At 52.1% G+C, this 22,985-nt stretch carries 21 protein-coding genes; 13 read left to right on the top strand and 8 right to left on the bottom strand.

Annotation, left to right across the window (positions count from 1 at the left end; all coding sequences use genetic code 11):
- Window positions 1-21: 21 nt before the first annotated feature.
- The 5 genes from asnB to purM all read right to left on the bottom strand — a co-directional run bounded on the left by asnB (window position 22) and on the right by purM (window position 6,877).
- Window positions 22-1,680: an asparagine synthase B gene (gene asnB, locus DB48_RS18650; RefSeq protein WP_041511698.1), complete on the bottom strand. Its 1,659-nt coding sequence runs from the start codon at window positions 1,678-1,680 to the stop codon at window positions 22-24.
- Between the two features lie 339 nt (window positions 1,681-2,019).
- Window positions 2,020-3,678 (bottom strand): M28 family metallopeptidase, encoded by a 1,659-nt coding sequence (locus tag DB48_RS18645; protein ID WP_041511697.1) that lies wholly within the window; start codon window positions 3,676-3,678, stop codon window positions 2,020-2,022.
- Between the two features lie 225 nt (window positions 3,679-3,903).
- A complete protein-coding gene (locus DB48_RS18640) occupies window positions 3,904-4,650 on the bottom strand; it encodes an HAD-IIA family hydrolase (protein ID WP_041511696.1) in 747 nt (248 codons plus the stop codon).
- Window positions 4,651-5,195: 545 nt separating this feature from the next.
- Window positions 5,196-5,840: a phosphoribosylglycinamide formyltransferase gene (purN, locus tag DB48_RS18635; protein ID WP_041511695.1), complete on the bottom strand. Its 645-nt coding sequence runs from the start codon at window positions 5,838-5,840 to the stop codon at window positions 5,196-5,198.
- Window positions 5,840-6,877, bottom strand: coding sequence for a phosphoribosylformylglycinamidine cyclo-ligase (purM, locus tag DB48_RS18630; protein ID WP_041511694.1), 1,038 nt, complete (start codon window positions 6,875-6,877; stop codon window positions 5,840-5,842). The genes purN and purM overlap by 1 nt, the downstream gene beginning before the upstream one ends.
- 211 nt (window positions 6,878-7,088) lie before the next feature.
- On the opposite strand from purM, the gene upp reads away from it, so the two are divergent.
- Window positions 7,089-7,715 carry a uracil phosphoribosyltransferase gene (gene upp, locus DB48_RS18625; RefSeq protein ID WP_041511693.1) on the top strand — a complete coding sequence of 209 codons (627 nt, stop codon included), beginning with the start codon at window positions 7,089-7,091 and terminating at the stop codon, window positions 7,713-7,715.
- A 161-nt stretch (window positions 7,716-7,876) separates the two neighbouring features.
- Here upp and DB48_RS18620 read toward each other — a convergent pair whose 3' ends face one another.
- Complete coding sequence (locus tag DB48_RS18620; RefSeq protein WP_041511692.1) at window positions 7,877-9,196, bottom strand: Na+/H+ antiporter family protein; 1,320 nt, start codon at window positions 9,194-9,196, stop codon at window positions 7,877-7,879.
- A gap of 313 nt (window positions 9,197-9,509) precedes the next feature.
- Between DB48_RS18620 and DB48_RS18615 the strand changes: the two genes are divergently transcribed.
- Window positions 9,510-10,115, top strand: a complete 606-nt coding sequence (locus DB48_RS18615) for a peroxiredoxin (RefSeq protein ID WP_041511691.1) — start codon at window positions 9,510-9,512, stop codon at window positions 10,113-10,115.
- A 109-nt stretch (window positions 10,116-10,224) separates the two neighbouring features.
- Here DB48_RS18615 and cyaB read toward each other — a convergent pair whose 3' ends face one another.
- A complete protein-coding gene (cyaB, locus tag DB48_RS18610) occupies window positions 10,225-10,770 on the bottom strand; it encodes a class IV adenylate cyclase (RefSeq protein WP_041511690.1) in 546 nt (181 codons plus the stop codon).
- Window positions 10,771-10,981: 211 nt separating this feature from the next.
- Here cyaB and DB48_RS18605 point away from each other — a divergent pair, with 211 nt between their 5' ends.
- Entirely contained in the window at window positions 10,982-11,728 is a 747-nt protein-coding gene (locus DB48_RS18605) for a substrate-binding periplasmic protein (RefSeq protein ID WP_041511689.1), read from the top strand.
- Window positions 11,729-11,859: 131 nt separating this feature from the next.
- Window positions 11,860-12,876, top strand: a complete 1,017-nt coding sequence (locus DB48_RS18600; protein WP_041511688.1) for a DUF3137 domain-containing protein — start codon at window positions 11,860-11,862, stop codon at window positions 12,874-12,876.
- Window positions 12,877-13,020: 144 nt separating this feature from the next.
- On the opposite strand, the gene rnt is transcribed toward DB48_RS18600, so the two are convergent.
- On the bottom strand, window positions 13,021-13,707 hold the full coding sequence (rnt, locus tag DB48_RS18595) for a ribonuclease T (RefSeq protein ID WP_041511687.1): 687 nt from the start codon (window positions 13,705-13,707) through the stop codon (window positions 13,021-13,023).
- 168 nt (window positions 13,708-13,875) lie between these two features.
- On the opposite strand from rnt, the gene DB48_RS18590 reads away from it, so the two are divergent.
- From DB48_RS18590 to ybgF, 9 genes are all read left to right on the top strand, one after another.
- Window positions 13,876-14,736 carry a flagellar protein MotY gene (locus DB48_RS18590; protein WP_152619200.1) on the top strand — a complete coding sequence of 287 codons (861 nt, stop codon included), beginning with the start codon at window positions 13,876-13,878 and terminating at the stop codon, window positions 14,734-14,736.
- A gap of 738 nt (window positions 14,737-15,474) precedes the next feature.
- Window positions 15,475-17,565: a prolyl oligopeptidase family serine peptidase gene (locus tag DB48_RS18585; RefSeq protein ID WP_443018698.1), complete on the top strand. Its 2,091-nt coding sequence runs from the start codon at window positions 15,475-15,477 to the stop codon at window positions 17,563-17,565.
- 158 nt (window positions 17,566-17,723) lie between these two features.
- On the top strand, window positions 17,724-18,122 hold the full coding sequence (ybgC, locus tag DB48_RS18580) for a tol-pal system-associated acyl-CoA thioesterase (RefSeq protein ID WP_041511684.1): 399 nt from the start codon (window positions 17,724-17,726) through the stop codon (window positions 18,120-18,122).
- A complete protein-coding gene (gene tolQ, locus DB48_RS18575) occupies window positions 18,112-18,801 on the top strand; it encodes a protein TolQ (RefSeq protein WP_041511683.1) in 690 nt (229 codons plus the stop codon). Before ybgC ends, tolQ begins: the two co-directional genes overlap by 11 nt.
- Complete coding sequence (gene tolR / locus DB48_RS18570; protein WP_041511682.1) at window positions 18,801-19,235, top strand: protein TolR; 435 nt, start codon at window positions 18,801-18,803, stop codon at window positions 19,233-19,235. The genes tolQ and tolR overlap by 1 nt, the downstream gene beginning before the upstream one ends.
- Window positions 19,236-19,238: 3 nt before the next feature.
- Window positions 19,239-20,174: a cell envelope integrity protein TolA gene (gene tolA / locus DB48_RS18565; RefSeq protein ID WP_041511681.1), complete on the top strand. Its 936-nt coding sequence runs from the start codon at window positions 19,239-19,241 to the stop codon at window positions 20,172-20,174.
- A gap of 9 nt (window positions 20,175-20,183) precedes the next feature.
- Window positions 20,184-21,509 carry a Tol-Pal system beta propeller repeat protein TolB gene (tolB, locus tag DB48_RS18560; RefSeq protein WP_041511680.1) on the top strand — a complete coding sequence of 442 codons (1,326 nt, stop codon included), beginning with the start codon at window positions 20,184-20,186 and terminating at the stop codon, window positions 21,507-21,509.
- A 34-nt stretch (window positions 21,510-21,543) separates the two neighbouring features.
- Window positions 21,544-22,086, top strand: a complete 543-nt coding sequence (gene pal / locus DB48_RS18555; protein WP_041511679.1) for a peptidoglycan-associated lipoprotein Pal — start codon at window positions 21,544-21,546, stop codon at window positions 22,084-22,086.
- A 19-nt stretch (window positions 22,087-22,105) separates the two neighbouring features.
- Window positions 22,106-22,828, top strand: coding sequence for a tol-pal system protein YbgF (gene ybgF, locus DB48_RS18550; protein ID WP_041511678.1), 723 nt, complete (start codon window positions 22,106-22,108; stop codon window positions 22,826-22,828).
- The last annotated feature ends 157 nt before the right edge of the window (window positions 22,829-22,985 follow it).

Here is a 22,985-nt window from a genome sequence, read left to right as displayed (position 1 = left end):
CTATCGGCAAGTGCCTAGGGCCTAGTAAGCACTCTCATGTACCGACTGCACCGCACGACCCGACGGGTCGATGATCCCTTGCAGGCTCTCATCCCAGGCCAGTGCCTCAGGGGTTGAGCAGGCGACCGACTTACCACCCGGTACGGTTTCGGCGGCCGATGGCAGCGGGAAGTGTTCCTCGAAGAAGCAGCGGTAGAAGTAGGCTTCCTTGGTTTCCGGCGTGTTGTAAGGGAACCTGAACTTGGCGTTGGCCAGCTGCAGATCGTCTACTTGAGCCGCGGCATGGTCTTTTAGGCCATTGATCCAGGAGTAGCCGACACCATCGCTAAACTGCTCCTTCTGACGCCAGGCCACCTCTTGTGGCAGCTTGTGTTCGAATGCCTGACGCAGGATATGCTTCTCGATACGGCCCTCTTTCGACATTTTGGCCTCAGGGTTGAGTCGCATCGCCGTGTCGATAAACTCTTTATCCAGGAAGGGGACGCGTGCCTCAAGGCCCCAGGCCGCCATCGCCTTGTTGGCGCGCAGACAGTCGAACAGATGTAGCTTGTCTAACTTACGCACCAACTCTTCGTGGAAGGCTTGGGCGTTTGGTGCCTTGTGGAAATAGAGGTAGCCGCCAAACAGCTCGTCGGCGCCTTCGCCAGACAGTACCATCTTGATCCCCATCGCCTTGATCTTGCGCGCCATCAGATACATGGGGGTTGCCGCACGTATGGTGGTGACATCGTAAGTCTCCAGGTGATAGATCACATCCTTTATCGCGTCGAGCCCTTCCTGGAAGCTGAAGGTGATCTCATGGTGTATGGTGCCTATGGCATCGGCTACCTTCTGCGCCGCCGCCAGGTCCGGTGCGTCGGTCAGGCCTACCGCGAAAGAGTGCAGCTGCGGCCACCAGGCATCGCTGGCACCATCGTCTTCGATACGGCGCTTGGCGTAGGTCTGGGTGATGGCTGAGACCACAGAGCTGTCCAGTCCACCAGAGAGCAGCACGCCGTAGGGCACATCTGACATCAGCTGACGCTTAACCGCGGCTTCTAGGGCATCGCGCAGTTCATCCACGCTGGCAGTGTTGTCCTGTACCGCCTCGAAAGATTGCCAGTCGCGCTGGTAGTAGTGGGTCTCACCACCCTTTGTTAGATAGTGACCAGGCTTGAAGGTCTCGACCGTCTTACAAACCGGCATCAAGGCTTTCATCTCTGAGGCGACATAGAAGTTGCCCTCGGCGTCATGGCCAGTGTAGAGAGGTATGATGCCCATGTGATCCCGGCCAATCAGGTAGGTGTCGCTGCGCTTATCGTAGAGTACGAAGGCGAAGATACCGTTGAGCTTATCTAAAAATTCGGTACCGTACTCTTGATAGAGGGCGAGGATCACCTCACAGTCTGAGTTGGTCTGGTAGCTGTACTTGTCACCCAGTTCGGCCTTGAGTTCCTTGTGGTTGTAGATCTCGCCGTTGACGGCCAGGATCAGGCTTTCATCTTCGGACAACAATGGCTGAGCACCATGCTCGATATCGACGATAGCCAGGCGCTCATGGGCCAGAATGGCCTTATCGCTGGCGTAGATCCCAGACCAGTCAGGGCCGCGATGGCGCAGCAGTTTAGACATTTCCAGGGCAACCTGGCGTAGCGGCGTGGCATCGGTTTGGATGTCGAGAATCGCAAATATTGAACACATAATGAAAGCTCCAGAAAACGCTATAAATCTCAGTTGCCAACCACTTTGACAGCATTTTCTGCATCTGCCAAGCGGTAAAATTATCAAAACATCACAAAAAGGTTGTTTTTGGTGTTGTTTGTTTGATTTTTGCTGGGGTGTTTTTGAGTTTTATTCTGTTGTTTGTGGTTTTAATTATGATATCTCTATTTTTAGTCCTCTATTGGTGGGTGGAATTGTTCAATCTGAATCTCGCTCTGGATTTTAGTCGAGATGGCAAAAAGTGGTGTTAATGGTGGATAAATAAACAAAAAGGCTTCCGATGGAAGCCTTTCTAGTCATGTGGTTTGCCAAACCTGCCTATTCGGCGCTTGCGGTCTTTGTGGTGGCCGGGCGAAGTTGATGAAATTCGGTACCGGCATAATAGCCGGGCCAGTCGCCGTTGTTACCCAGGCGCTGAGCGGCCTGATAGTAGACACCGAGATCTTCCAGGGCGCCTGAGAGATCCCAGTCGGCGCGATACTCATCGCACACATTGTGGTAACAGCCTTTCATCTGCGCTTTCATCTCGGCTTTGTACTTGGCCGTGACCTCATCGACGGGATTATTGCCCCCACCGGCAAAGACGGCAGGCACGCCGTACTTGGCGAAGCTGAAATGGTCTGAGCGGAAGAAGCCGCCGGACTCAGGGCGAGTTTCGCTTACTGCGGTACGTTGCTGGCCGCTAGCCGCCTCGACCAGATAGGTTTCCAGCTGTGACTTGCCTTTGCCCACGATAGTGTAATCCGATGTACGGCCATAGATATTGGTGCTGTCCAGGTTGAAGACGGCTACTGTCTTGTCCAAAGGATAGAGAGGGTTGGCGGCGTAGTAGCGCGAACCTAACAATCCCTGCTCTTCGCCTGTGGTGGCGACGAAGGTGATCGAGCGCTTGAGCGGCTTGCCTTGCTTGGCCTGGGTGGCGAACTGGCGGGCGATCTCTAGGATGCCGGCGGTGCCTGAGGCGTTGTCCAGGGCGCCGTTATAGATCTGATCGCCCTGTTTGCTACTGTCCAGGCCGATGTGATCCCAGTGGGCAGTAAAGAGGATCTGCTCATCACTGGCGCCCTGGCCTGGCAGGGTCGCGACGACGTTGTAGCTATCGGCATATTCCGCCTTGTTGGTGAAGGCGATGCTGGCGCTTTTCTGCAGTGCGACATTCACCGGGCTGCTGGCGGCGCGATCGCTTAAGGTCGCCAGGGACAAGCCCGCGCTGTCGAACAGTTCGTTGGCCTTCTCTTTGGTGATCCAGCCTTCGACCTGTACGCGGCTGTCCTGTGTGGCCTTATCCAGTACCAGATCTTGCTGCGCGCCGGTCCAGCTGTTTTCGACGACAGACCAAGGATATGAAGCCGGCTTAGTGTCATGAATGATGATGGCGCCGAGGGCACCCTGGCGGCTGGCTTCCTCAAACTTATAGCTCCAGCGGCCGTAATAGGTCATCGCCTTGCCGTTAAACTTGCCCGATTCTGGCAGGGCGAAGCCGGGATCGTTAACCAGGATCAGGGCAATCTTGCCCTTCATGTCCAGTCCTTGGTAGTCGTCCCAATCGTATTCGGGCGCCTTGATGCCATAGCCGACAAAGACCAGGGGCGCATCTTTGATCTCGACGCCCTTATTGTCGTGGCGACTGCCCAGCACGATATCCTGACGGTAGTGCATCGGCAGGTCACCCAGGGTGATGTTTTGCGACTCGCTGGCGGTGTAGCTCACCATAGGTACGGGTTGCAGGAAGCTGCCATCGTTGGCGCCTACCAGCCCGGCGGCGGCAAAGGCCTTGCTAAGGTAATCCAGGGTCAGCTTCTCACCTTGGGTCGTCGGGGCACGGCCCTCAAATTTATCCGAGGAGAGGGTCTGAATATCCAGCCTGAATCTGGCTTCGTTAAATGCAGGAACTTGCTCCTCGCTAATGAGCTGGGGAGCATGCTGGCTACAGGCGCTGAGGAGCACCAGAGCACAGGTGGGTAGGGCAAAACGCATGGGACTTCCTATTTGTTTTTGTTATCTATTTATTGATTGCGCTCACATGATGAATAAGATGCCGCCCATTATCAAGGGAGGTGGGACGATTAAATGTTACGCTTTATGTTTGCTGGAAGGCAGATGGTATCAGGGTTCGGAGGGACAAATCTTGTGTTGATAAGGGATAAAAAACACGCGGCCTGGGCCGCGCGTCTTGGCTAGTGATTTCTCTGGCTAATCAGCCTAGATGACGTCTATATCACCGGCGCAGTCAAACACATGGTTGGGTCTGAAGGGCTCTTTCTCGATATCTTTGACCTGGCTGACACCGCTGGTGACCAGAATGGTTTCCAGGCCCGCCTGAAACCCCGCTAGGATGTCGGTGCGCATGTTGTCGCCGATGATCACCGTATTTTCTGAGTGGCCACCGATATGGTTGAGTGCACTGCGAATGATCCAGGAGCTGGGCTTGCCCACATAGAATGGTTTACGGCCACAGATGCGCTCGATGGGGGCGCACAGGGCACCACAGGCCGGGCTGTGGGCCGGGCCGTGGGTGTCTGGGTTGGTGGCGATAAAGCGGGCACCGGCGGCGACGAACTGGGCAGCCTTGTGGATCATGTCCCAGTTGTAGGAGCGGGTTTCACCGACGATGACGAAATCAGGGTTGATGTCGGTTATGGTAAAGCCCGCCTTGTATAACTCGTGGGTGAGAGCGCCTTCGCCAATGACGAAGGCCTTGTCACCCGTCTGATGCTTGAGAAAGTCTGCCGTTGCCATGGCCGAGGTATAGAAACACTCTTCAGGTACCTGGATCCCGGCGGCGCCGAGGCGATTTTGGAGATCTTTACCCGTCTGAACCGGGTAGTTGGTCAGAATGACCAGTGGATTTCCCTGCTCAAGAATGCGATGGATAAATTTATCGCTGCCAGGGATCAACTTATTGTCATGTAGCAGTACACCATCAATATCACAAATTACATTTTTCATCTTAGGTCTCATCTTGCTAGCAGAAAGTCAACTGCCTTCATCTAAAACCAATTGTGTTTTAAAAACAATGGAATTTGGTGAATTATTTAGGGAAGTTGCGAATAGGTCTTCGTAGTACTCTGGCTTACACAGCAATTGGCATTCAAGGCATCTGACTGAAGGCATGCCGGGGCCTGTCAATGTCAGATAACGTCGAGAGCCGGTTGCTGTGAAAGCCCCGAAGGGCGTGCTTCACAGGCCTAATAGCCGTGTTGTGCTTCTTGCAAAGGACTTGGGCCATTTACCGCGAACCACGCCTTGCATCCAGGCCTGTAAAGCCGACGCAGAGCACACATGGGACTTGTTCGCACCTTCCCTAGCCTGGTGAGCAATAAAAAGGGGCTTGGCGGCGATTAGCCGTCTTGGGTGGGCTTAACTGCTGTTAGCTATGGGTTTTACTGCTGTCAGCGACGGCCTTTTTTGCCGTGACGGAGATAGATGCTCGCCAATAAAAAAGAGACCCTAGGGTCTCTTTTTTGTCTGTTTTAAGCTAATGCTTTAACGGATTAGTCAGCGGCGTAGCCCATAGGGCCAAGCGGTTGATCGTCAAGATAAGCCTTGCCGTCAGTCATGCGCAGGCGCTGCTGGCTGAACCATTTCACCACTAGGGGATAGATGGCATGTTCCTGCTCATGTACTCTTTGTGCCAGTGTGCTGGCATCGTCTTCGGGATAGACGGGTACCTTCGCCTGCAGGATCACAGGGCCGGCATCCAGCTCTGGCGTCACAAAGTGTACGCTGGCGCCATGTTCGCTGTCACCGGCGTCGATTGCCCGCTGATGAGTATGCAGACCCGTGTATTTCGGCAGCAGTGAAGGGTGAATGTTGATCATTTTCCCTTCGAACTGTTTAACGAAATCATCGCTCAAGATACGCATGAAGCCTGCCAGCACAATGAGATCCGGCTGGTACTTGTCGATGGCGGCCTTGAGGCGGAGATCATAGTCGCCACGAGCCTCACCCTGATGGGGGATCACGCAGCTGGTGTCGATCTCTCCGTGATGGGCGCGCACCAGACCATAGGCATCTGGCTTGTTGCTGATCACTCCAACGACTTCGGCGTCCAGATTATCGTCACAGCTGTCGATGATGGCCTGCAGATTGCTGCCATTACCAGAGACCAAGACGAGAACGCGACAGCAGTTGGGCATTAGCAGATCTCCACTTGCTCTTCGTCGCCATTGCGGCTGGCAATGTCACCGATGAGCCAAGCGTTTTCGCCTTCGGCCTTAAGTAGGGTCAGGGCAGCATCCACTTGATCCTGTGGCAGGGCGATGATCATGCCGACACCACAGTTGAAGGTACGGTACATCTCAAATTCGGCGATATTACCGTTTTCCATCAACCAGTTGAATACGGTAGGCCACTGCCATGAGTCGCCTTTTACGACGGCCTTAGCATCATCAGGCAGGACGCGTGGGATGTTTTCCCAGAAGCCGCCACCCGTGATGTGGGCCATAGCGTGTACGTCATGCTTTTCAAGCAACTTAAGTAGCGGCTTGACATAAATCTTGGTCGGTTCCAACAGGTGGTCGATCAGCGGCTTACCTTCAAGGTCTTGCTGAGGATCTGCCTTGCTGACTTCCAGTACCTTACGGATAAGCGAGTAACCGTTTGAGTGTGGGCCGCTTGAGCCCAGCGCGATCAGTGCATCACCGGCAACCACTTTTGAGCCGTCGAGCACATCTTCTTTCTCTACTACGCCCACGCAGAAACCGGCGAGGTCATAGTCTTCGCCTTCATACATGCCAGGCATTTCGGCGGTTTCGCCACCGATCAGGGCGCAACCCGATTGAGCACAACCTTCGGCGATGCCGTTAACGACCGAGGTCGCAGTCGCGACATCTAGCTTGCCAGTAGCATAGTAGTCGAGGAAAAACAGGGGCTCTGCACCGGCAACAATCAGATCGTTGACACACATGGCAACCAGGTCGACGCCGACGCTGTCATGCTTCTGATAATCGATAGCCAGTCTAAGCTTGGTACCAACACCATCGGTGCCAGACACAAGAACTGGATGTTTGTACTTAGTTGGCAGCTCGCAAAGTGCGCCAAAACCACCTAGGTTACCCATAACTTCGGGACGGTGGGTACGTTTAACGGCAGATTTGATATTGTCTACAAGGGCATTGCCTGCGTCGATATCAACACCTGCATCTTTATAGCTTAGCTGGGTAGGAGTGCTCACGGAGGATCCTCTCGGGTACATCGTTATTGGATTTTTATGCGGCGCTATTCTATCAGCTTGTGTAGGCGCTCGAAAGGGATGATTTTGAATATTCAAACGGACTTAGGTCACGATTTACCGTGTTTGTAAAACTTTATGTTTTCGATTGTGAACAAATCTACTAGAATCGGTACAATTTGCTGGAAAAACTGGAATAGATCAGGAGAAAACGATGAAAGTGGTCGAAGTTAAGCATCCTCTAGTACGTCATAAGATTGGCTTGATGCGTGAAGGAGATATCAGTACTAAGCGTTTCCGTGAGTTAGCGGCTGAAGTGGGTAGCCTGTTGACCTATGAAGCGACCGCTGACTTTGAAACCGAGAAGGTCACTATCGAAGGATGGAACGGTCCAGTTGAAGTTGAGCAGATCAAGGGTAAGAAGGTAACTGTAGTACCTATCCTACGTGCTGGCCTAGGCATGATGGACGGTGTGCTTGAGCATGTACCGAGCGCACGTATCTCTGTGGTAGGTATCTACCGCGACGAGGAGACGCTGGAGCCTGTGCCGTATTTTGAGAAGCTTGCTAGCAATATGCATGAGCGTATCGCCCTAGTGGTTGACCCTATGCTGGCAACCGGCGGCTCTATGATCTCAACCATTGACCTGCTGAAAGAGCGTGGCTGCACCTCTATTAAGGCCTTGGTATTAGTGGCGGCGCCGGAAGGCATCGCGGCACTTGAAAAAGCCCATCCGGATATTGAGCTCTTTACTGCCTCTATCGATAAGTGCCTTAATGAGAACGGTTACATCCTGCCTGGTCTGGGTGATGCTGGCGATAAGATCTTCGGTACTAAGTAATACGTTAAGTAATACGTTAAGTTAGACCTAGTATCTAGTAGCAAGCCATATTACATATGGTGAGTCGTAAAAAAGGAGCCTAAGGCTCCTTTTTTGTTGGCTGACTCTTGTGTCTGGACTCGATTAGAACGCTATGTCTTGATTAGAGTGCTATGTTTTGGTTAAAGCACCATGGCCGCAATCCAGCCCGAGATCAACAGCGGGATATTGTAGTGGATAAAGGTTGGGATCACGCTGTCACGAATATGATCATGCTGACCGTCGGCGTTAAGACCGGCCGTTGGGCCTAGGGTCGAATCCGATGCCGGTGAACCCGCATCCCCCAGCGCCGCCGCCGTGCCGACCAGGGCGATAGTCGCCGGTACCGAGAAGCCGAAGCTGATGGCCAGTGGCACATAGATGGTGGCAATAATCGGGATGGTCGAAAATGATGAGCCTATCCCCATGGTGATGAGGAGGCCAACCACCAACATCAAAAAGGCGGCTAAGGCTCGGTTGTCACCGATGAGGTGGCTGAGGGAGTCGACCAAGGTGCCTACATCGCCGGTGGCCTTGACCACGGCAGCGAAACCGGCGGCGGAGATCATGATGAAGCCGATGTTGGCCATCATACGCACCCCTTGGTTGAAGATATCCTGATCGGCCACATGCTTGAGGGCGCCGGAGAAGCTGAAGATGATGAAGCCGATGAGGGCGCCGAAGATCATCGAGCCGGTATAGAGCTGCACCACCAGGGTCGAAACAATGGCGATCAGGGCGATGACAATATTGCGGCGATTAAGTGTTTCTTCCGGCTCGGCGGCCAGGATCAACTCCTCTTTATATTCTCTTGGCTTGCGATAGCTGACAAACACGGCGATGAATAGTCCGGCGACCATACCCAGGGCCGGGATCAACATGGCCGGTGGGATCTGCTCGCGCACCGCATCTAAGTTATTGCTGGTGAGGTTTGAGAGCAAGATGTCGTTGAGGAAGATGCCGCCAAAACCCACCGGGAGGATCATATAGGTGGTCACTAGGCCGAAGGTGAGTACACAGGCCACCAGACGTCTGTCTAGCTTGAGCTTAGACATCACATGCAAGAGCGGCGGGATCAGAATCGGAATGAAAGCAATATGAATCGGCAGAATGTTTTGTGACGACACCGCCATGGCCAGGATAGCCAGCAAGAGCAGCCAGCGGACCTTGTTAATGTTGCCAGGGTTTTCCTCTCGACCTAGCTGCGAAATCACCTTGCGAGAGATGAGCGTGGTAAGGCCCGAGTGCGACAGGGCCACGGCAAAGGCGCCCAGCAGGGCATAACTCAGGGCGATCTGCGCGCCGCCGCCAAGGCCAGTGTTGAAGGCCTCAACCGTCTGGTCTAGGTTCATGCCGCCGACGAGTCCGGCGACCAATGCACTCACAGTGAGTGCGATAACGACGTTTACGCGTGCTAGGCTAAGGCCCAACATCAAGCAAACGGCAATAACAACTGCATTCATATTGATTCAATCTGATTTTTTAATCTTTAATGGGAAGCTATTTTTGCCAGCAATAGCCCGTGTTGTCCAGCGTCTAGGCGTTTTATCTGAAAAATAGACAAGAGATGTAACCGAACTGTATTCAAGTTTACTGCGTAAGTGTAAATAAGCCTAACCGAGTGGACGGAAGAAGGTGATAACTTGGGCAACTCGATGAATATTTATTAAAAAAAGTGACAATGATCCCAAATTACTTGTGTCCCGCTGGTGACTGCCTATAATGCTTCTGAGTTCATAATTAAAAGCTTTTTCAATCCATAGATGGAGATAAAAAATGAGCGTATTAGTAGGCCGTCCGGCTCCTGATTTTACAGCTGCAGCAGTTCTTGGTAATGGCGAAATCGTTGATAGCTTTACCCTAAGCGAAGCGATTAAAGGAAAGCCAGCTGTAGTATTCTTCTACCCACTTGACTTCACTTTCGTATGCCCATCTGAGTTGATTGCCTTCGATCACCGCATGGAAGAGTTCAAGAAGCGTGGCGTTGAAGTTATCGGTGTTTCTATCGATTCTCAGTTCACTCACAACGCATGGCGCAACACTCCAGTAGACAAGGGCGGTATCGGCCAGGTTCAGTACACCCTAGTTGCTGACGTGAAGCACGATATCTGTAAAGCTTACGATGTTGAGCATCCAGAAGCCGGCGTGGCTTTCCGTGGTTCTTTCTTGATCGACAAAGAAGGTCAGGTTCGTCACCAAGTCGTTAACGATCTGCCACTAGGTCGTAACGTTGACGAGATGATTCGTATGATCGATGCACTTCAATTCCATGAAGAGCACGGCGACGTTTGCCCAGCAGGCTGGGAAAAAGGTGACAAGGGTATGGACGCGAGCCCAGCAGGCGTTGCTTCTTACCTGACTGATAACGCTGATTCACTATAAGCGATTCATGTTAAAGTCAAAAAAGCTGCCCTAGGGCAGCTTTTTTTATGGCTAGATTTTATGATTAGTCTTTATATCAGTCTAGCTGAGGCTCACTGGTTATAAGGGATTAGCTCGTGAGTACCAGCTCACGGTAAGAGGCGGTCTCTCCGTCATCCTCGCTGAGACCGAGTTGCTCGGCCAGGGAGATGAGTCCTCGTTCAAAATCTGCCAGTTGAGTCTCATCGTCTGTCATGATCGCCAGCTCGGCAAAATCGCCCAGGCCATTGAGCGTATCGACCGTCACATGGTACTGGTCGATAAAATAGATGCTGCGGGTCTTGGTAAGACGCAGCACGACGCCATAGCCCAGGTTTTCCAGCATGGCGGCGGCGTTGTCGATATTGTCGATACGCGTCGCCTGACACTGCTTGTCACCAGGTCCCTTGACTATCCAGAGTTTGATGTTCGATGGGCGCATCTCCCTGAGAATCAAATATTTCTCCTCTTTGGCCAGGCATCCTTCCTCAGTATCGTAATAACGGTCGAATTCGACATTGTCTTCGAGCATTATCTGGTGGGGGAGGCGTCGAAGCTGGTTTAAAAAAGCCTCTCTATCTTGGAGTCGATATTTGAGTTCGACTTCATACTTGCCTTCAAAATGGGCTTGGCTCATTGCTCTACCGTCTGTGTAGCTTGCTGTGGTTGTTAGCCGGACTATACCACTTTTGGGCGGGGCGGGGCGGGGTGTGAGGTGAAGGGAAGCATTAGTCTTTATTGGTGTCATTTTATGTTAATAAATTGATCATTTTGTTCGCCCTTGATATACGTAGATAAACCCTTCTTATTTATCGGCTTAGCCGCGAATGTGAGATGTAAGGTACTCAATGCGACTCTCTATAGCGTTTCTCTGTTGTTTTTTCTTCGTGGTGCCTGTTCGCGCCGAAACCGTACTTTCTTATGATGTGAATGGTTCCAGTAGTTGGTATCCCTACTTTATCGATGCTAACGCCAAGGACCCAGGGATCTTGGCCGAGTTGGTGCCAGATATCTTTGCACTGACCCCGATTCGATTAGAGGCGAAACATTATCCACCGAAGCGCACTAATCAGGCGTTGGCGAGCGGGGCACTGGATTTCGATGTTGTGAGTCCTAGCTGGTTTGAGGAGGGCGACCTGGGCGAAAATTTTGTGCAATCACAACCCATCTTCGCGATTAAGGAGCATGTAGTGGTCTTGGCGACGGCCCTGGACGACTGGATGGATATTAATAAAATCCGCGGGCAGGAGATAGGTACTGTGCGCGGTTATCTCTATCACGACGATAGCCAGTTCACCCGTGTCGATTTTAAGTCGGAGCGTGAGCTTATCATCGCCTTGCAGAAGGGGCGCATCCAGGCCGCCATTGCAGGGGATCTTACCGCGCTATATTGGGCCAAGGAGCTGCAGGTGCCTATCGCGCTGGCGGCGGTGCATTCGGATGGCGTGCTGGTGATCCGCTTGCGAAGAGAACACCAAGCCTTGCTCGAGCAGATCAATGGCGCGATAAGTCAGCTCAGAGATCAGGGAACAATCGATGCCTTACTGGCCAAATATACTTCGGGTCCATCGGTTGCCTCAAGATTGAACAATTAGGCGTATCTTCCTCTACCTTTCTCTAACTTCCTATAACCGATTGTTTTTCAATCAAACGGTACATAATCTCTTGACGTGCGCTTCGAGATAGCCGCTAATTGTCGCCAATGGAAATAAGCAAGGATAGATGTATGAATCCAATGGAGTTTGCGATTCCGGCCGAGGACAAGCAGGCCTTTAGTCAATATTACGCGAAGAAGATAGCCCCTAAGTGCCGACGTTATGAGTCGGTTCGCCAGGCGGCTGCCGCTAAGTATCTGTCGCGTAGAAAATTCAGTGCTCCCGTCACTTATATCGGTTTACTCGCCTTTCTGGCCTTTTTTGCCCTAACATTCTACGGCGCAGCGATTCTCGAGTTTGAAGATGGCGTGTTCTTTATCGGCTTTGCCGGCGCGTTTGGCTCAGGCGCCTTGGTGGTAACGGTAAACATCTGGGCGGGAAACGAGATAGGGCAACTACGCGCTGAGATTATCGAGGAAGTCTATCCGCTGCTGCTGGGTTATTTCGGTAAGCGGTTTGCGTTAAATCCTCCAGGCTTACCCGGCCTGGATACCTATATGGACTATGGTCTCTTTCCTAAGTTCGACAAGGGATATTTTGAAGATTCGGTAAGAGGCCAGTACCTCAATGTGCCTTTCTTGCTGCGGGAGCTGACGCTATTAGAGCACAAGGGGACTAAAGACAATCGCCCTCAATACAAGACGCTGTTCGATGGCTTGGTCATAGAGTTTGAGCTGCCAAAGCGGTTTTCTGCCAATATCCAAGTTCGTCAAGATAAAGGCCTCATGGGTAACGGTTTTATGCAGTTTAAACAGCAGCTGTCACGGGTAAAGCTGGAAGATCCCACCTTTGAGCGTCAGTTTGAGGTGTATAGCGACGATCAGGTCGAGGCGAGATACATGTTAACCACGGCGACCATGGAGCGCTTTCTCTCCCTGTCACGCTTTTACGGTGGAGAGCTCGAAGCCAGCTTTAAAGCGGGAAGATTGCTGATTATGATCGCCTGTAAACATAACTATTTCGAGCCGCAACTGGATCTGCTAAAGCCGCTGGATTTTAGCGATGATATAGAGCAGGTGTTTAAGGAGATCCATGAGGTATTTGATTTGATCAAGGCCCTGAATCTCGACAGTCGTACCGGGCTTTAAAGCCGTCTATTTGGCTGCTCACCTTCTCTTTGGTGAGCGGCCAGTATCTGTTTAGCCTAGCAGCTGATTAGCATAGGCTGTCTAACACCTTTGGAGCTTATCTCAGATGTTATAGCTTGGCTGTCATAGCTTAGGAGTTGTCGCTTAGCTGTTATCGCTTGCTTCTTGTTCAGGTTCAGGGCTGGGTTCTTCGCTTGGCGTTGCAACCGGCCAGCCGCCTAATGCCTTCCACTTGTTGACGATATGACAAAACAGCTCTGCGGTGCGCTCGGTGTCATAAAGTGCCGAGTGAGCCTCTTTGTTGTCGAAGGGGATGCCGGCTATCTCACAGGCCTTCGCCAATACCGTGTGTCCAAGCGCCAGACCCGAGAGGGCGGCGGTGTCGAAGGTGGCAAACGGGTGAAACGGCGTACGTTTCAGGGCGTTGCGTTCGATCGCCTGAGTAACGAAGCCGTGGTCGAAGGCGGCATTGTGTGCCACTATGATACTGCGATGACAATCCGATGCCTTCTGATGCTTCTTGACCTCTTTAAAGATCTCTAAGAAGGCTTCTTTCTCGCTCACGGCGCCGCGCAGCGGATTGCTGGGGTCTATGCCATTAAACGCCAGGGCATCTGGTTCGAGGTTTGCGCCTTCGAAGGGCTCGATATGGTAATGCAGCGTCTTATCCAGCACTAAGTCACCATTGTCGTCCATCTTCAGTAGGGTGACGGCGATCTCCAGCAACGCATCGGTCTGAGCATTAAACCCCGCGGTTTCAACATCGATGACGACGGGAAAGTAGCCACGGAATCTATGCTTAAGTTTGTGTGCGTCGCAAATATCGCTCATTAAAATGTCCAAAGTGAAGAGTGGGGGGCTATTATGAAGTATCCGATGGGAGCTTGTCATGTTTGATTGGTCATAATATGGGCTAAAGGAATGCTAAATTAGGCCGATAGGGATAAGTAACGTAATTAATAAGAGTGACTGTCTATGTGGGTTAGGGTGCTATGTGCGATGACATTCGGTATCGGCTTGAGTCTGGCGACGACGGCGCAGGCCGAGTTGCGTCACTATGTGGCCTCGCTGGAACAGTCCTCCTGGCGCCTAAGCGACAACACCCCCATCATCTGTCGCCTTGAGCATGAGATCCCATCCTACGGCAAGGCGGTGTTTACCAGCCGCGCCGGTAAAGATCATGATTTGAACTTTAGCCTGGATATGTGGGTGAAGCCCGACGAGGTGACCAATGCCAAGTTGATGAGCATGGCGCCCGCCTGGCGTCCTGGTGTGGTGTCCCGTCCCATCACAGATCTCACCTATCAGAAGTATTTTAGCGGCGAGGTGCCTAAGAAGGCGGCCTGGTCCATGCTGAATGAACTCGAACGCGGCATGCAGCCGACTTTCTATTATGCCGACTGGTACAACCGTTCCAGCAAAGTCGCCGTTGGGCTTTCGGCCGCCAATTTTGGTCGTCGTTACGCCGAGTTTAAATCGTGTCTGGCCAATCTCTTGCCCTATAGTTTCGATGATATCGCCTTCACAGTGTTGACCTATGAATTTGGTGGTTCCGAGTTGACCCGTTATTCCAAGGCGCAGATCGCTAAGGTGCAGGAGTATCTCTCTTACGATCCTGAGGTCGAACTGGTCTTGATCGACGCCTATACCGACAGCTTCGGTGGCCGCTCGGTGAATAAGAAGGTGTCAGAGAAACGCGCTAAGTCGGTTAAGCAGCTCTTCCTGTCTGCGGGTATTCCCGACGAGCGTATCCATACCTTAGGTCATGGTGAGCGTCGCCATGTGGCGTCCAATGAAACCATAGATGAGCGGGCGCGCAACAGACGCGTGGTGATCCGCCTCAGCAAGCCGCTTGACTAGCTCAGCCTGAATAGGTCTGCTGTAACCGTCTGTGGGGATAGTGCACCTAATACCTGAGCTCTAGGGCTAACTGAATTAAGGGTTAACTGAATTAATCTTATTTATCGAAACCGGCCTGATTGGCCGGTTTTTTTGTATCGGGCCTGGGATATAAAAGTGCAGACGTAAATGATAGGCAAAAAAAAGCCCACTTAATCTAAAGTGGGCCGCAAATAAATCATTGCAATCAACAAATTGAAGGAAGGAAGTCAAGCATAAGAACCAGGGATGAATTCACGTGACTGGCACGGGAACTCGGAGTTCTTGTTTTCACATCTACCAGCTGGGTAGATACTTCCGGAAAACGAGGTGCATTATAGGGTCAGACCATTTGTCCCACAAACTAGAAAAATTCCCGCCTGAGATTAGTATTTCTAATGTCTGAGCAAGGTGCCTAATGGCTCGAATTCACCTTATCAGGCTATTTGCGCTTGATTACGCATAATTGCTGCATAATTTCACGATTTATATAATTCATCCATGTTGTTTTTTTATTAACAAGTCTTGCAGACAAATGCGTGAGTCGTTTATTTGTAGCCATTGCACGGTTTTTTTTTACTTGTATAGTACGAGGTTATTGGGCGCTAGCTCACAGGTTTACCATTAATAATAACGAGATATCCAGGATGGCTACAGATGGCTCTTAAGACGATTTTATCTAAGCAAACCCTTTTGCTTGCCGGATTAGGTTTAACACTCATGGGTTGTCAGTACCATGCCAGTGAAACGGCAGCGGCGCAGGCAGCAGTTCAGCCCCAGGGCGTGGTTGAAACGATTCACGGTGTAGAGGTTGCCGACCCCTACCGTTATCTGGAGGAAGAGAGTGACGCGACCCATGCCTGGGTGAAGCAGCAGCAACAGGCGGGACACGACTTTCTGGCGCAGCTGGAAAATAAGCAGGCGATAGTCGATCGCATCACCGAGCTGTGGAACTTCGAGAAGGTGACGGCACCCACAGAGCGCGGCGATAACACCTTCTACTATCGTAACGATGGTCTGCAGGCACAATCTGTACTCTATGTGAAGAATAAGGCCGGTGAAGAGAAGGTGGCCTTAGACCCAAATAGCTTCTCTACCGACGGCACAGTCGCTCTGAGCGGCGTCTCTGTCAGCGGCGACGGTAAGATCATCGCCTATGGCGTGTCTAAATCTGGTTCAGACTGGCAGCAGTGGCAGTTTGTCGATGTGGCAAGCGGTGCCAAGCTACGTGATGAGCTTAAGTGGATTAAGTTCTCCCGTGCCGAGTGGAGCAAAGATAATAAAGGCGTCTACTATGCTCGTTATGACGCGCCCGAAGGCGGCAATCTGCTGGCCGACGTTAACTTTAACCAGAAGGTCTATTATCACCAGCTGGGCACAGACCAGTCTCAAGACAAGCTGATCTACGAGCGCCCACAGAATAAAGATTGGGGCTTTGGTGCCGAGGTATCGGAAGAGGGCGACTACCTGCTGATCTCTATCTCTCAGGGTACAGATAGCCGTAACCGCTTCTTCTATAAGTCGCTCACAGATGCCAACGCGCCGGTGGTCGAGCTGATAAGTGAGCTGGAGGCGGAATACAGCTTCCTGGGTAACGACAAGTCTGTCTTCTACTTTAAGACAGATCTCGATGCCCCTAACGGTAAAATCGTGGCCGTAGATGTGAATCGTCCAGCCAAGGAAAACTGGAAGACGGTTATCCCCGAGTCGAGCGACCCTATCGCCAGCGTGGCCATCATCAACGATCACCTGGTGGTGAGTTACCTGCATGACGTGCTGGGTAAGCTGACTATCTTCAGCATGGACGGTGTGAAACGCCAGGATGTTGACCTACCGGGCAAGGGCAAGATTGCCGGCCCATTTGGTAAGCGCAGTAAGGATTATTTCTACTACACCTTCAATAGCTATGTGCAGCCACAGACCACCTATAAGTTTGACTTTAAGACGGGTCAGTCGAGCCTGTACGCTAAGCCAAAGATCGCCTTTAATCCAGATAACTATGTTTCCGAGCAGGTGTTCTACACCAGCAAGGATGGCACCCGCGTACCTATGATGATCTCTTACAAGAAGGGATTGACCCTTAACGGTGAAAACCCAACCCTCTTGTATGCCTATGGTGGTTTCTCTATCTCTCTGACGCCAAGATTCAGCCCGGCCAATATCGCCTGGATGGACATGGGCGGCGTGTATGCCGTGCCTAACCTACGTGGCGGCGCCGAATACGGTGAGAGCTGGCACCAGGCGGGAATGTTCGATAAGAAGCAGAACGTGTTCGATGACTACTTTGCCGCGGCCGAGTATTTAATTGACAACAAGTACACTAATCGCAGCAAGCTCGGTGCCTATGGCCGCAGTAACGGTGGTCTGCTGATGGGCGCGGCCGTGACTCAGCGTCCAGACCTTTTCGCCGCCATTCTCCCTGCGGTAGGCGTATTGGATATGCTGCGTTTCCATAAGTTCACCATCGGCTGGGCCTGGACCAGTGAATACGGTAGCGCCGATAATGCCGAGCAGTTCCCTGCGTTATTGGCCTATTCGCCTTATCACAACATCGCAGAGCGTGATTACCCGGCGACTATGGTGATGACGGCGGATCATGACGATCGCGTGGTACCGCTACACAGCTTCAAGTTCGGTGCCCTGCTGCAAGACAGACAGACGGGAGATGCACCTATCATCATGCGTATCGAGTCTAAGGCCGGCCATGGCGCCGGTAAGCCGACTGCGATGAAGATAGATGAATTTGCCGACATTTACAGTTTCTTAATGCATAGCTTCGGTCTTGCAGTGCCGAGCAAGATAGGCGGCTAAGTAAACAAACCTAAAAAGGGAAGTGAATAACTTCCCTTTTTTATTAACAAAATTTTATGCAGTTAGTCCCGGCTACAGGAGCGTCAAGCATTCACAATTGCCTGGGCACTCGGTATAGTAGGCCTCTATTTAATCTGAATGTTGAGCCGTTTGTAGCTATGTTTCGTTGGCCTATATCCGTTTACTACGAAGATACCGATGCCGGTGGAGTGGTGTATCACTCTAACTACCTTAATTTCTTCGAACGTGCCCGCACCGAGTGGTTAAAACAGATAGGGGTGAAACAGACGCAGCTACTGGCCGACGATATTGCCTTCGTGGTCAAGCATGCCGATATCGATTTTAAGGTGGCCGCACGCTTCGAGCAGGACCTTTTCGTCGAGTCTGAGGTCATAGAGATGAAGAAGGCCTCTATGGTGTTTCGTCAGCGTCTGCTCGACCAGGACGGAACCCTCTATTGTGAAGGGCACATTCAGGTGGCCTGTGTGGCGTTATCGCGCATGCGGCCGAAAGCCATTCCCCATCATATTGTTCAGGAGTTAAAGGGTGGAAGCTGATATCTCTTTTATCGGGCTGTTTTTACAGGCCAGTCTATTAGTTAAATTCGTCATGTTGACGCTGCTGACATTGTCCGTGGTGTCCTGGGCGGTGATTATTCAGCGTAGACGCCTGCTGACCTCGGCTCGTCAGCGTTCGCTCAAGTTTGAAGACAAGTTTTGGTCCGGTGTTGACCTCAATAAGCTTTACAAGGAACTCTCTGCCAGACAGGAGAGCAATACTGGTCTAGAGGCCATGTTCTACGCTGGCTTTAAAGAGTATGCCCGCCTGAGTAACCTTAACGGCAAGGTGCCAGCCGCCGTGATGGATGGTTGTTATCGTGCTATGCGCGTCTCTCTCTCCAGAGAGCTTGAGAAGCTGGAAACCCATTTACCACTGCTGGCAACGATTGGCTCGACCAGCCCCTATATAGGTCTGTTTGGTACCGTGTGGGGGATCATGAACTCCTTTATCGCGTTGGGCGCCGTTGAAAACGCGACTCTTGCCATGGTGGCCCCGGGTATCGCCGAGGCACTTATCGCCACGGCCATGGGTCTGTTTGCGGCGATTCCTGCCGTTATCGCCTACAACCGTTTCTCGACTCAGGTGGAGAAGATCGAGATGTCTTACGCCAACTTTATGGAAGAGTTCTCCAGCATCCTGCATCGTCAGGCCTATAGTGAGAAGGAAGCCGGTTAATGCAGCAGGGTTATCAACGTAAGAGGCGTCGTCCGGTTGCCGAGATCAACGTTGTACCTTATATCGACGTGATGTTGGTACTGCTCATCATCTTCATGGTGACTGCGCCTATCGTGACGCAGGGCGTGAAGGTGGACTTGCCACAGGGGGAGGCCGAGAGCCTGCCCGCCGACAGTAAGCCGCCAGTGGTGGCTTCTATCGATGCCGATGGCGATTATTACCTGGATATTGGCAGTGCCAGCAGTAAAGAGGTGTTGGATCTCGAGGAGATTGCCGTCAGAGTCAGCGCCATCATTCAGCTAGAGCCAGAGCGCCCCGTGGTGGTCAAGGCCGATAGGAGCATTCCCTATGAAAGGGTGATCCAGTTGATGGTGACGTTACAAAAAGCAGGTGTACCTTCGGTAGGCCTGATGACAGATTCGCCTGAGGAGTAACAGGTGGCAGGGAAATCAGATTTTACCGTTCCACTCATTATTTCAGCCAGCATTCATGTTGGCGTGATAGTTGTTTTGGCCATGGGTGTCGATTTTAGTGAGAAGCCTAAGGTGATGCCCCAGGTCAGTGCGCCGGCGGTGCAGGCCGTGGTGGTGGATCAGAAGCGGGTCAACGAGCAGGTCGAGAAACTCAAAGCCGAGAAGTTGGCCGCCGAGCGCAAGGAGAAGGCGCGTCAGGAGGAGCTGGATCGTAAGGCGAAAGAGGCGCGTCAGGCCCGTGAACGTGAGCAGGCGCGCATCAAGAAGCTCGAGCAGGAGCGCAAGCAGAAAGAGCTAGAGACGCAAAATGCAGCCAAGGCTGCCAAGGCCGCCAAGCTTAAAGAGCAGCAGGAAAAAGAGAAGGCGGCTAAGGCCGAGGCGCAGCGTAAGCAGAAAGAGGCTGAGCGCAAGGCCGCCGAAGAAGCCGCTGCAAAAGCCGAAGCCAAGCGTAAGGCAGAAGAGGCCGCCGCCAAGAAGGCCGCCGAAGAGCGTAAGCGCAAGGCAGAGGCCGAGGCGAAACGTAAGGCCGAAGAGGCCGCACGCCGCGAGCAGGAGCGTATGATGCAAGAGGCGTTAGCCGCCGAGCAGGCCGCGCTGTCGCAGACCCGCAACAAGCAGGTGATGAGCGAGGTGCAGCGTTATACCTCGATGATCCGCGCCACGATTCAGCGTCATCTGGTGGTCGATGAGTCGATGCGGGGCAAGAGCTGCCGCGTCTTTATTCGTCTGGCCAAAGATGGCTTTGTGACTGGTAACGAGATAGTGTCTGGCGATCCTGTGGTGTGCCGTGCCACTAAGGCTGCGATCAATAAGGCCGGGCGCCTGCCTGTCTCGCCAGAAGCCGATGTTTATAACAAGCTAAAAGAGATTAATCTCACAGTACAACCTGAGTTTAATTAAAGGAGTTCCATGAAAAATTTGGGAAGATGGCTCATCTTGGGTCTGGCGTTTTTAACCATACCGGCCAAGGCGGCATTGGATATAGTGATCACCGAAGGGGTCGATGCGGCGCGTCCTATCGCCGTGGTGCCTTTTGTGTGGCAGGGCAGTACGCCTATGCCGCAACAGATCTCGGACGTGGTGATGTCGGATCTGACCCGCAGCGGGACCTTTAAGCCGATGGATGAACTTGGGCTGCCACAGCGCAACCTAGGGTCACTGGCGCAGATGGATCTTAAGGCCTGGTCGAATGTGGCCGCCGAAGTCGTGGTCATGGGGACGGTTAAACCATACGGTCCCGATCAGTATCTGGTAAATTTTGAGCTTATCGATCTGGTCAAAGCCCAGATGCAGTCTGGTGGTCCTCAGTCGGCCAGCGATTACCTGCTCGATAGTCGCGAGACGGTGATCAGCGGCGCCCAGTTTAGGCAGTATGGTCACAGGATCAGTGATATCGTCTATGAGAAACTCACCGGCATTCGCGGCGCCTTCCTGACGCGTATCGCATACGTGGTGGTGGATCACAAGGCGAAATCGCCTTACAAGTTGATGATTGCCGATTATGATGGCTATAACGAGCAGATGCTGCTGCGCTCGCCTGAGCCGCTGATGTCGCCAGCCTGGTCACCCGACGGTCGCCGCTTGGCCTATGTAAGTTTTGAAAATAAGAGGGCCGAGGTTTTTGTTCAGGATATCTATACTCAGCAACGTACTAAGGTCACCAGTTTCCCAGGGATCAACGGCGCGCCGTCATTCTCGCCCGATGGCAAGAAGTTAGCGATTACTTTGTCGAAAGATGGTCAGCCTGAGGTCTATGTGGTGGATATCGCCACCAAGGCGATTAAGCGTGTGACTAACCATTACGCCATTGACACCGAGGCCTCTTGGACACCAGATGGTAAGGCACTGATCTTTACTTCAGAACGTGGTGGTCGCCCGCAGATTTATCAGGTGACTTTAGCTTCAGGTAAGGTCACGCGCCTGACCTTCGAGGGCGAGTGGAACCTGGGTGGCTCTATCTCGCCCGATGGTCGCAGCATGGTGTTTGTGAATCGTACAAATGGTAAGTTCAATATTGCCCGTATGGATCTCGAGACACGTTTTATGCAGGTGCTGACCACGACACGTTTGGATGAGTCGCCAAGCATAGCGCCTAACGGTACTATGGTGATTTATGGTACCACCTATCAGGGTCAACAGGTGTTGGCCGCTGTCTCTATGGATGGACGATTTAAGGCAAGACTGCCAGTGGGTCAAGGGGAGGTGAAATCTCCTGCTTGGTCACCCTTCTTATAAATTTACTACTGAGAACAAGATTAAGGATTAAAAAATGGATCTGAATAAGCTGTTAAAAGCTATGGTTGTTGCCCTGCCGATTATGGCGATCAGCGCGTGTAGCTCTACTTCTGAGTCTCAAACCGATGCGACCAGCTCAATGAGCGGCAGTGAAAGCAGCGAGATGAATGCCGGTGGTGGCGTTGAGACGGGTGGTGTAGCACCTATCCTGACACCAGAAGAGCAGCAGCGTATTAAGTACCAGGAACTGCGCAAGGAACATATCATCTACTTCGATTTCGACCGCAGCTCGGTATCATCTGACTTCTCAGAAGTGCTTAATGCTCATGGTGAGTATCTGCTTGAGCATCCGAATGTACGTGTGATGATCGAAGGTCATGCCGATGAGCGTGGTACGCCAGAGTACAACATCGCCCTGGGTGAGCGTCGTGCCAAGGCCGTTGCCAAGTACCTGCAAAGCATGGGTGTACTGCCGAGCCAGATGAGCATAGTGAGCTATGGTGAAGAGAAGCCACAAGATTTCTCTCGCACCGATGATGGCTTTGCTAAGAACCGTCGTGCGGTATTGGTTTACTAAGCGTTAGATAGGGTTAACTATGAAGACTGCCGTTGTTACCGCGGCAATTCTGATGAGTGTGGGTGTCGCTGTAGCGGCACCTGCGCCCGTTGAGGATGTTGCCGGTGGTTCCTCCGAAGATAGAGTTGCGCGTCTTGAGCGTATCATAAAGGCCAAACAGGCGGCCGAATTTGAGATGCAGCAGCGTCTGGATACCCTCCAGCAGGAGGTACTTGACCTGCGTGGCCTGACTGAGCAGCAAAGCTATCAAATTAATCAGATGCTACAGCGCCAGCGTCAGCTCTACGATGATATTGCTAATCTGAGTAAGGCTAAGGCGACGCCCGTGGCGGCAACTCCTGCGGCGACAAGCTCAGAAACCTCTTCACTAGGGGAAACCGCTAGCTATGAGCGCGCCGTGAATCTGGTGCTCAAAGAACGCCAGTACGATGAGGCGATCCCTGCGTTTCGTGAGTTCATCGCGCAATACCCCAACTCGACCTATGCCGCCAATGCTAACTACTGGTTAGGTCAGCTACTCTATAACAAGGGTGAGCTTGGCGATGCCGCTAAGGCCTTTAATACTGTGGTCAATAAGTTTAAAGAGTCGAATAAGCGTGGCGATAGCCTGGTTAAGCTTGGCATGATTGCGCAGAAGCGTAACGATAATGCGACCGCTAAACGTTACTATCAGCAAGTCGTTAGCGAATACGCTAATAGTGCCGCTGCTCGCATCGCCAAACAGCAGATGGTGGGGCTTTAATCTCTATTTAACCAAAAAACATACTCTTAGTCTGTTTTTCATGCAAACAAAAAAAAATGGGGAATTTGCACTTGCATGAGAAGATGAAAAAGGTATTATAGGCGCCCTCGAAGCGACGTAGTCGTTTGGGCGCTAAATCAAAGAGATTTAGTTGAAA

Source organism: Shewanella sp. cp20, assembly GCF_000832025.1.
Classification (GTDB): domain Bacteria; phylum Pseudomonadota; class Gammaproteobacteria; order Enterobacterales; family Shewanellaceae; genus Shewanella.
The sequence above is the reverse complement of the archived record's forward strand: the minus strand, read 5'-3'. Positions and strand labels throughout refer to the sequence as shown.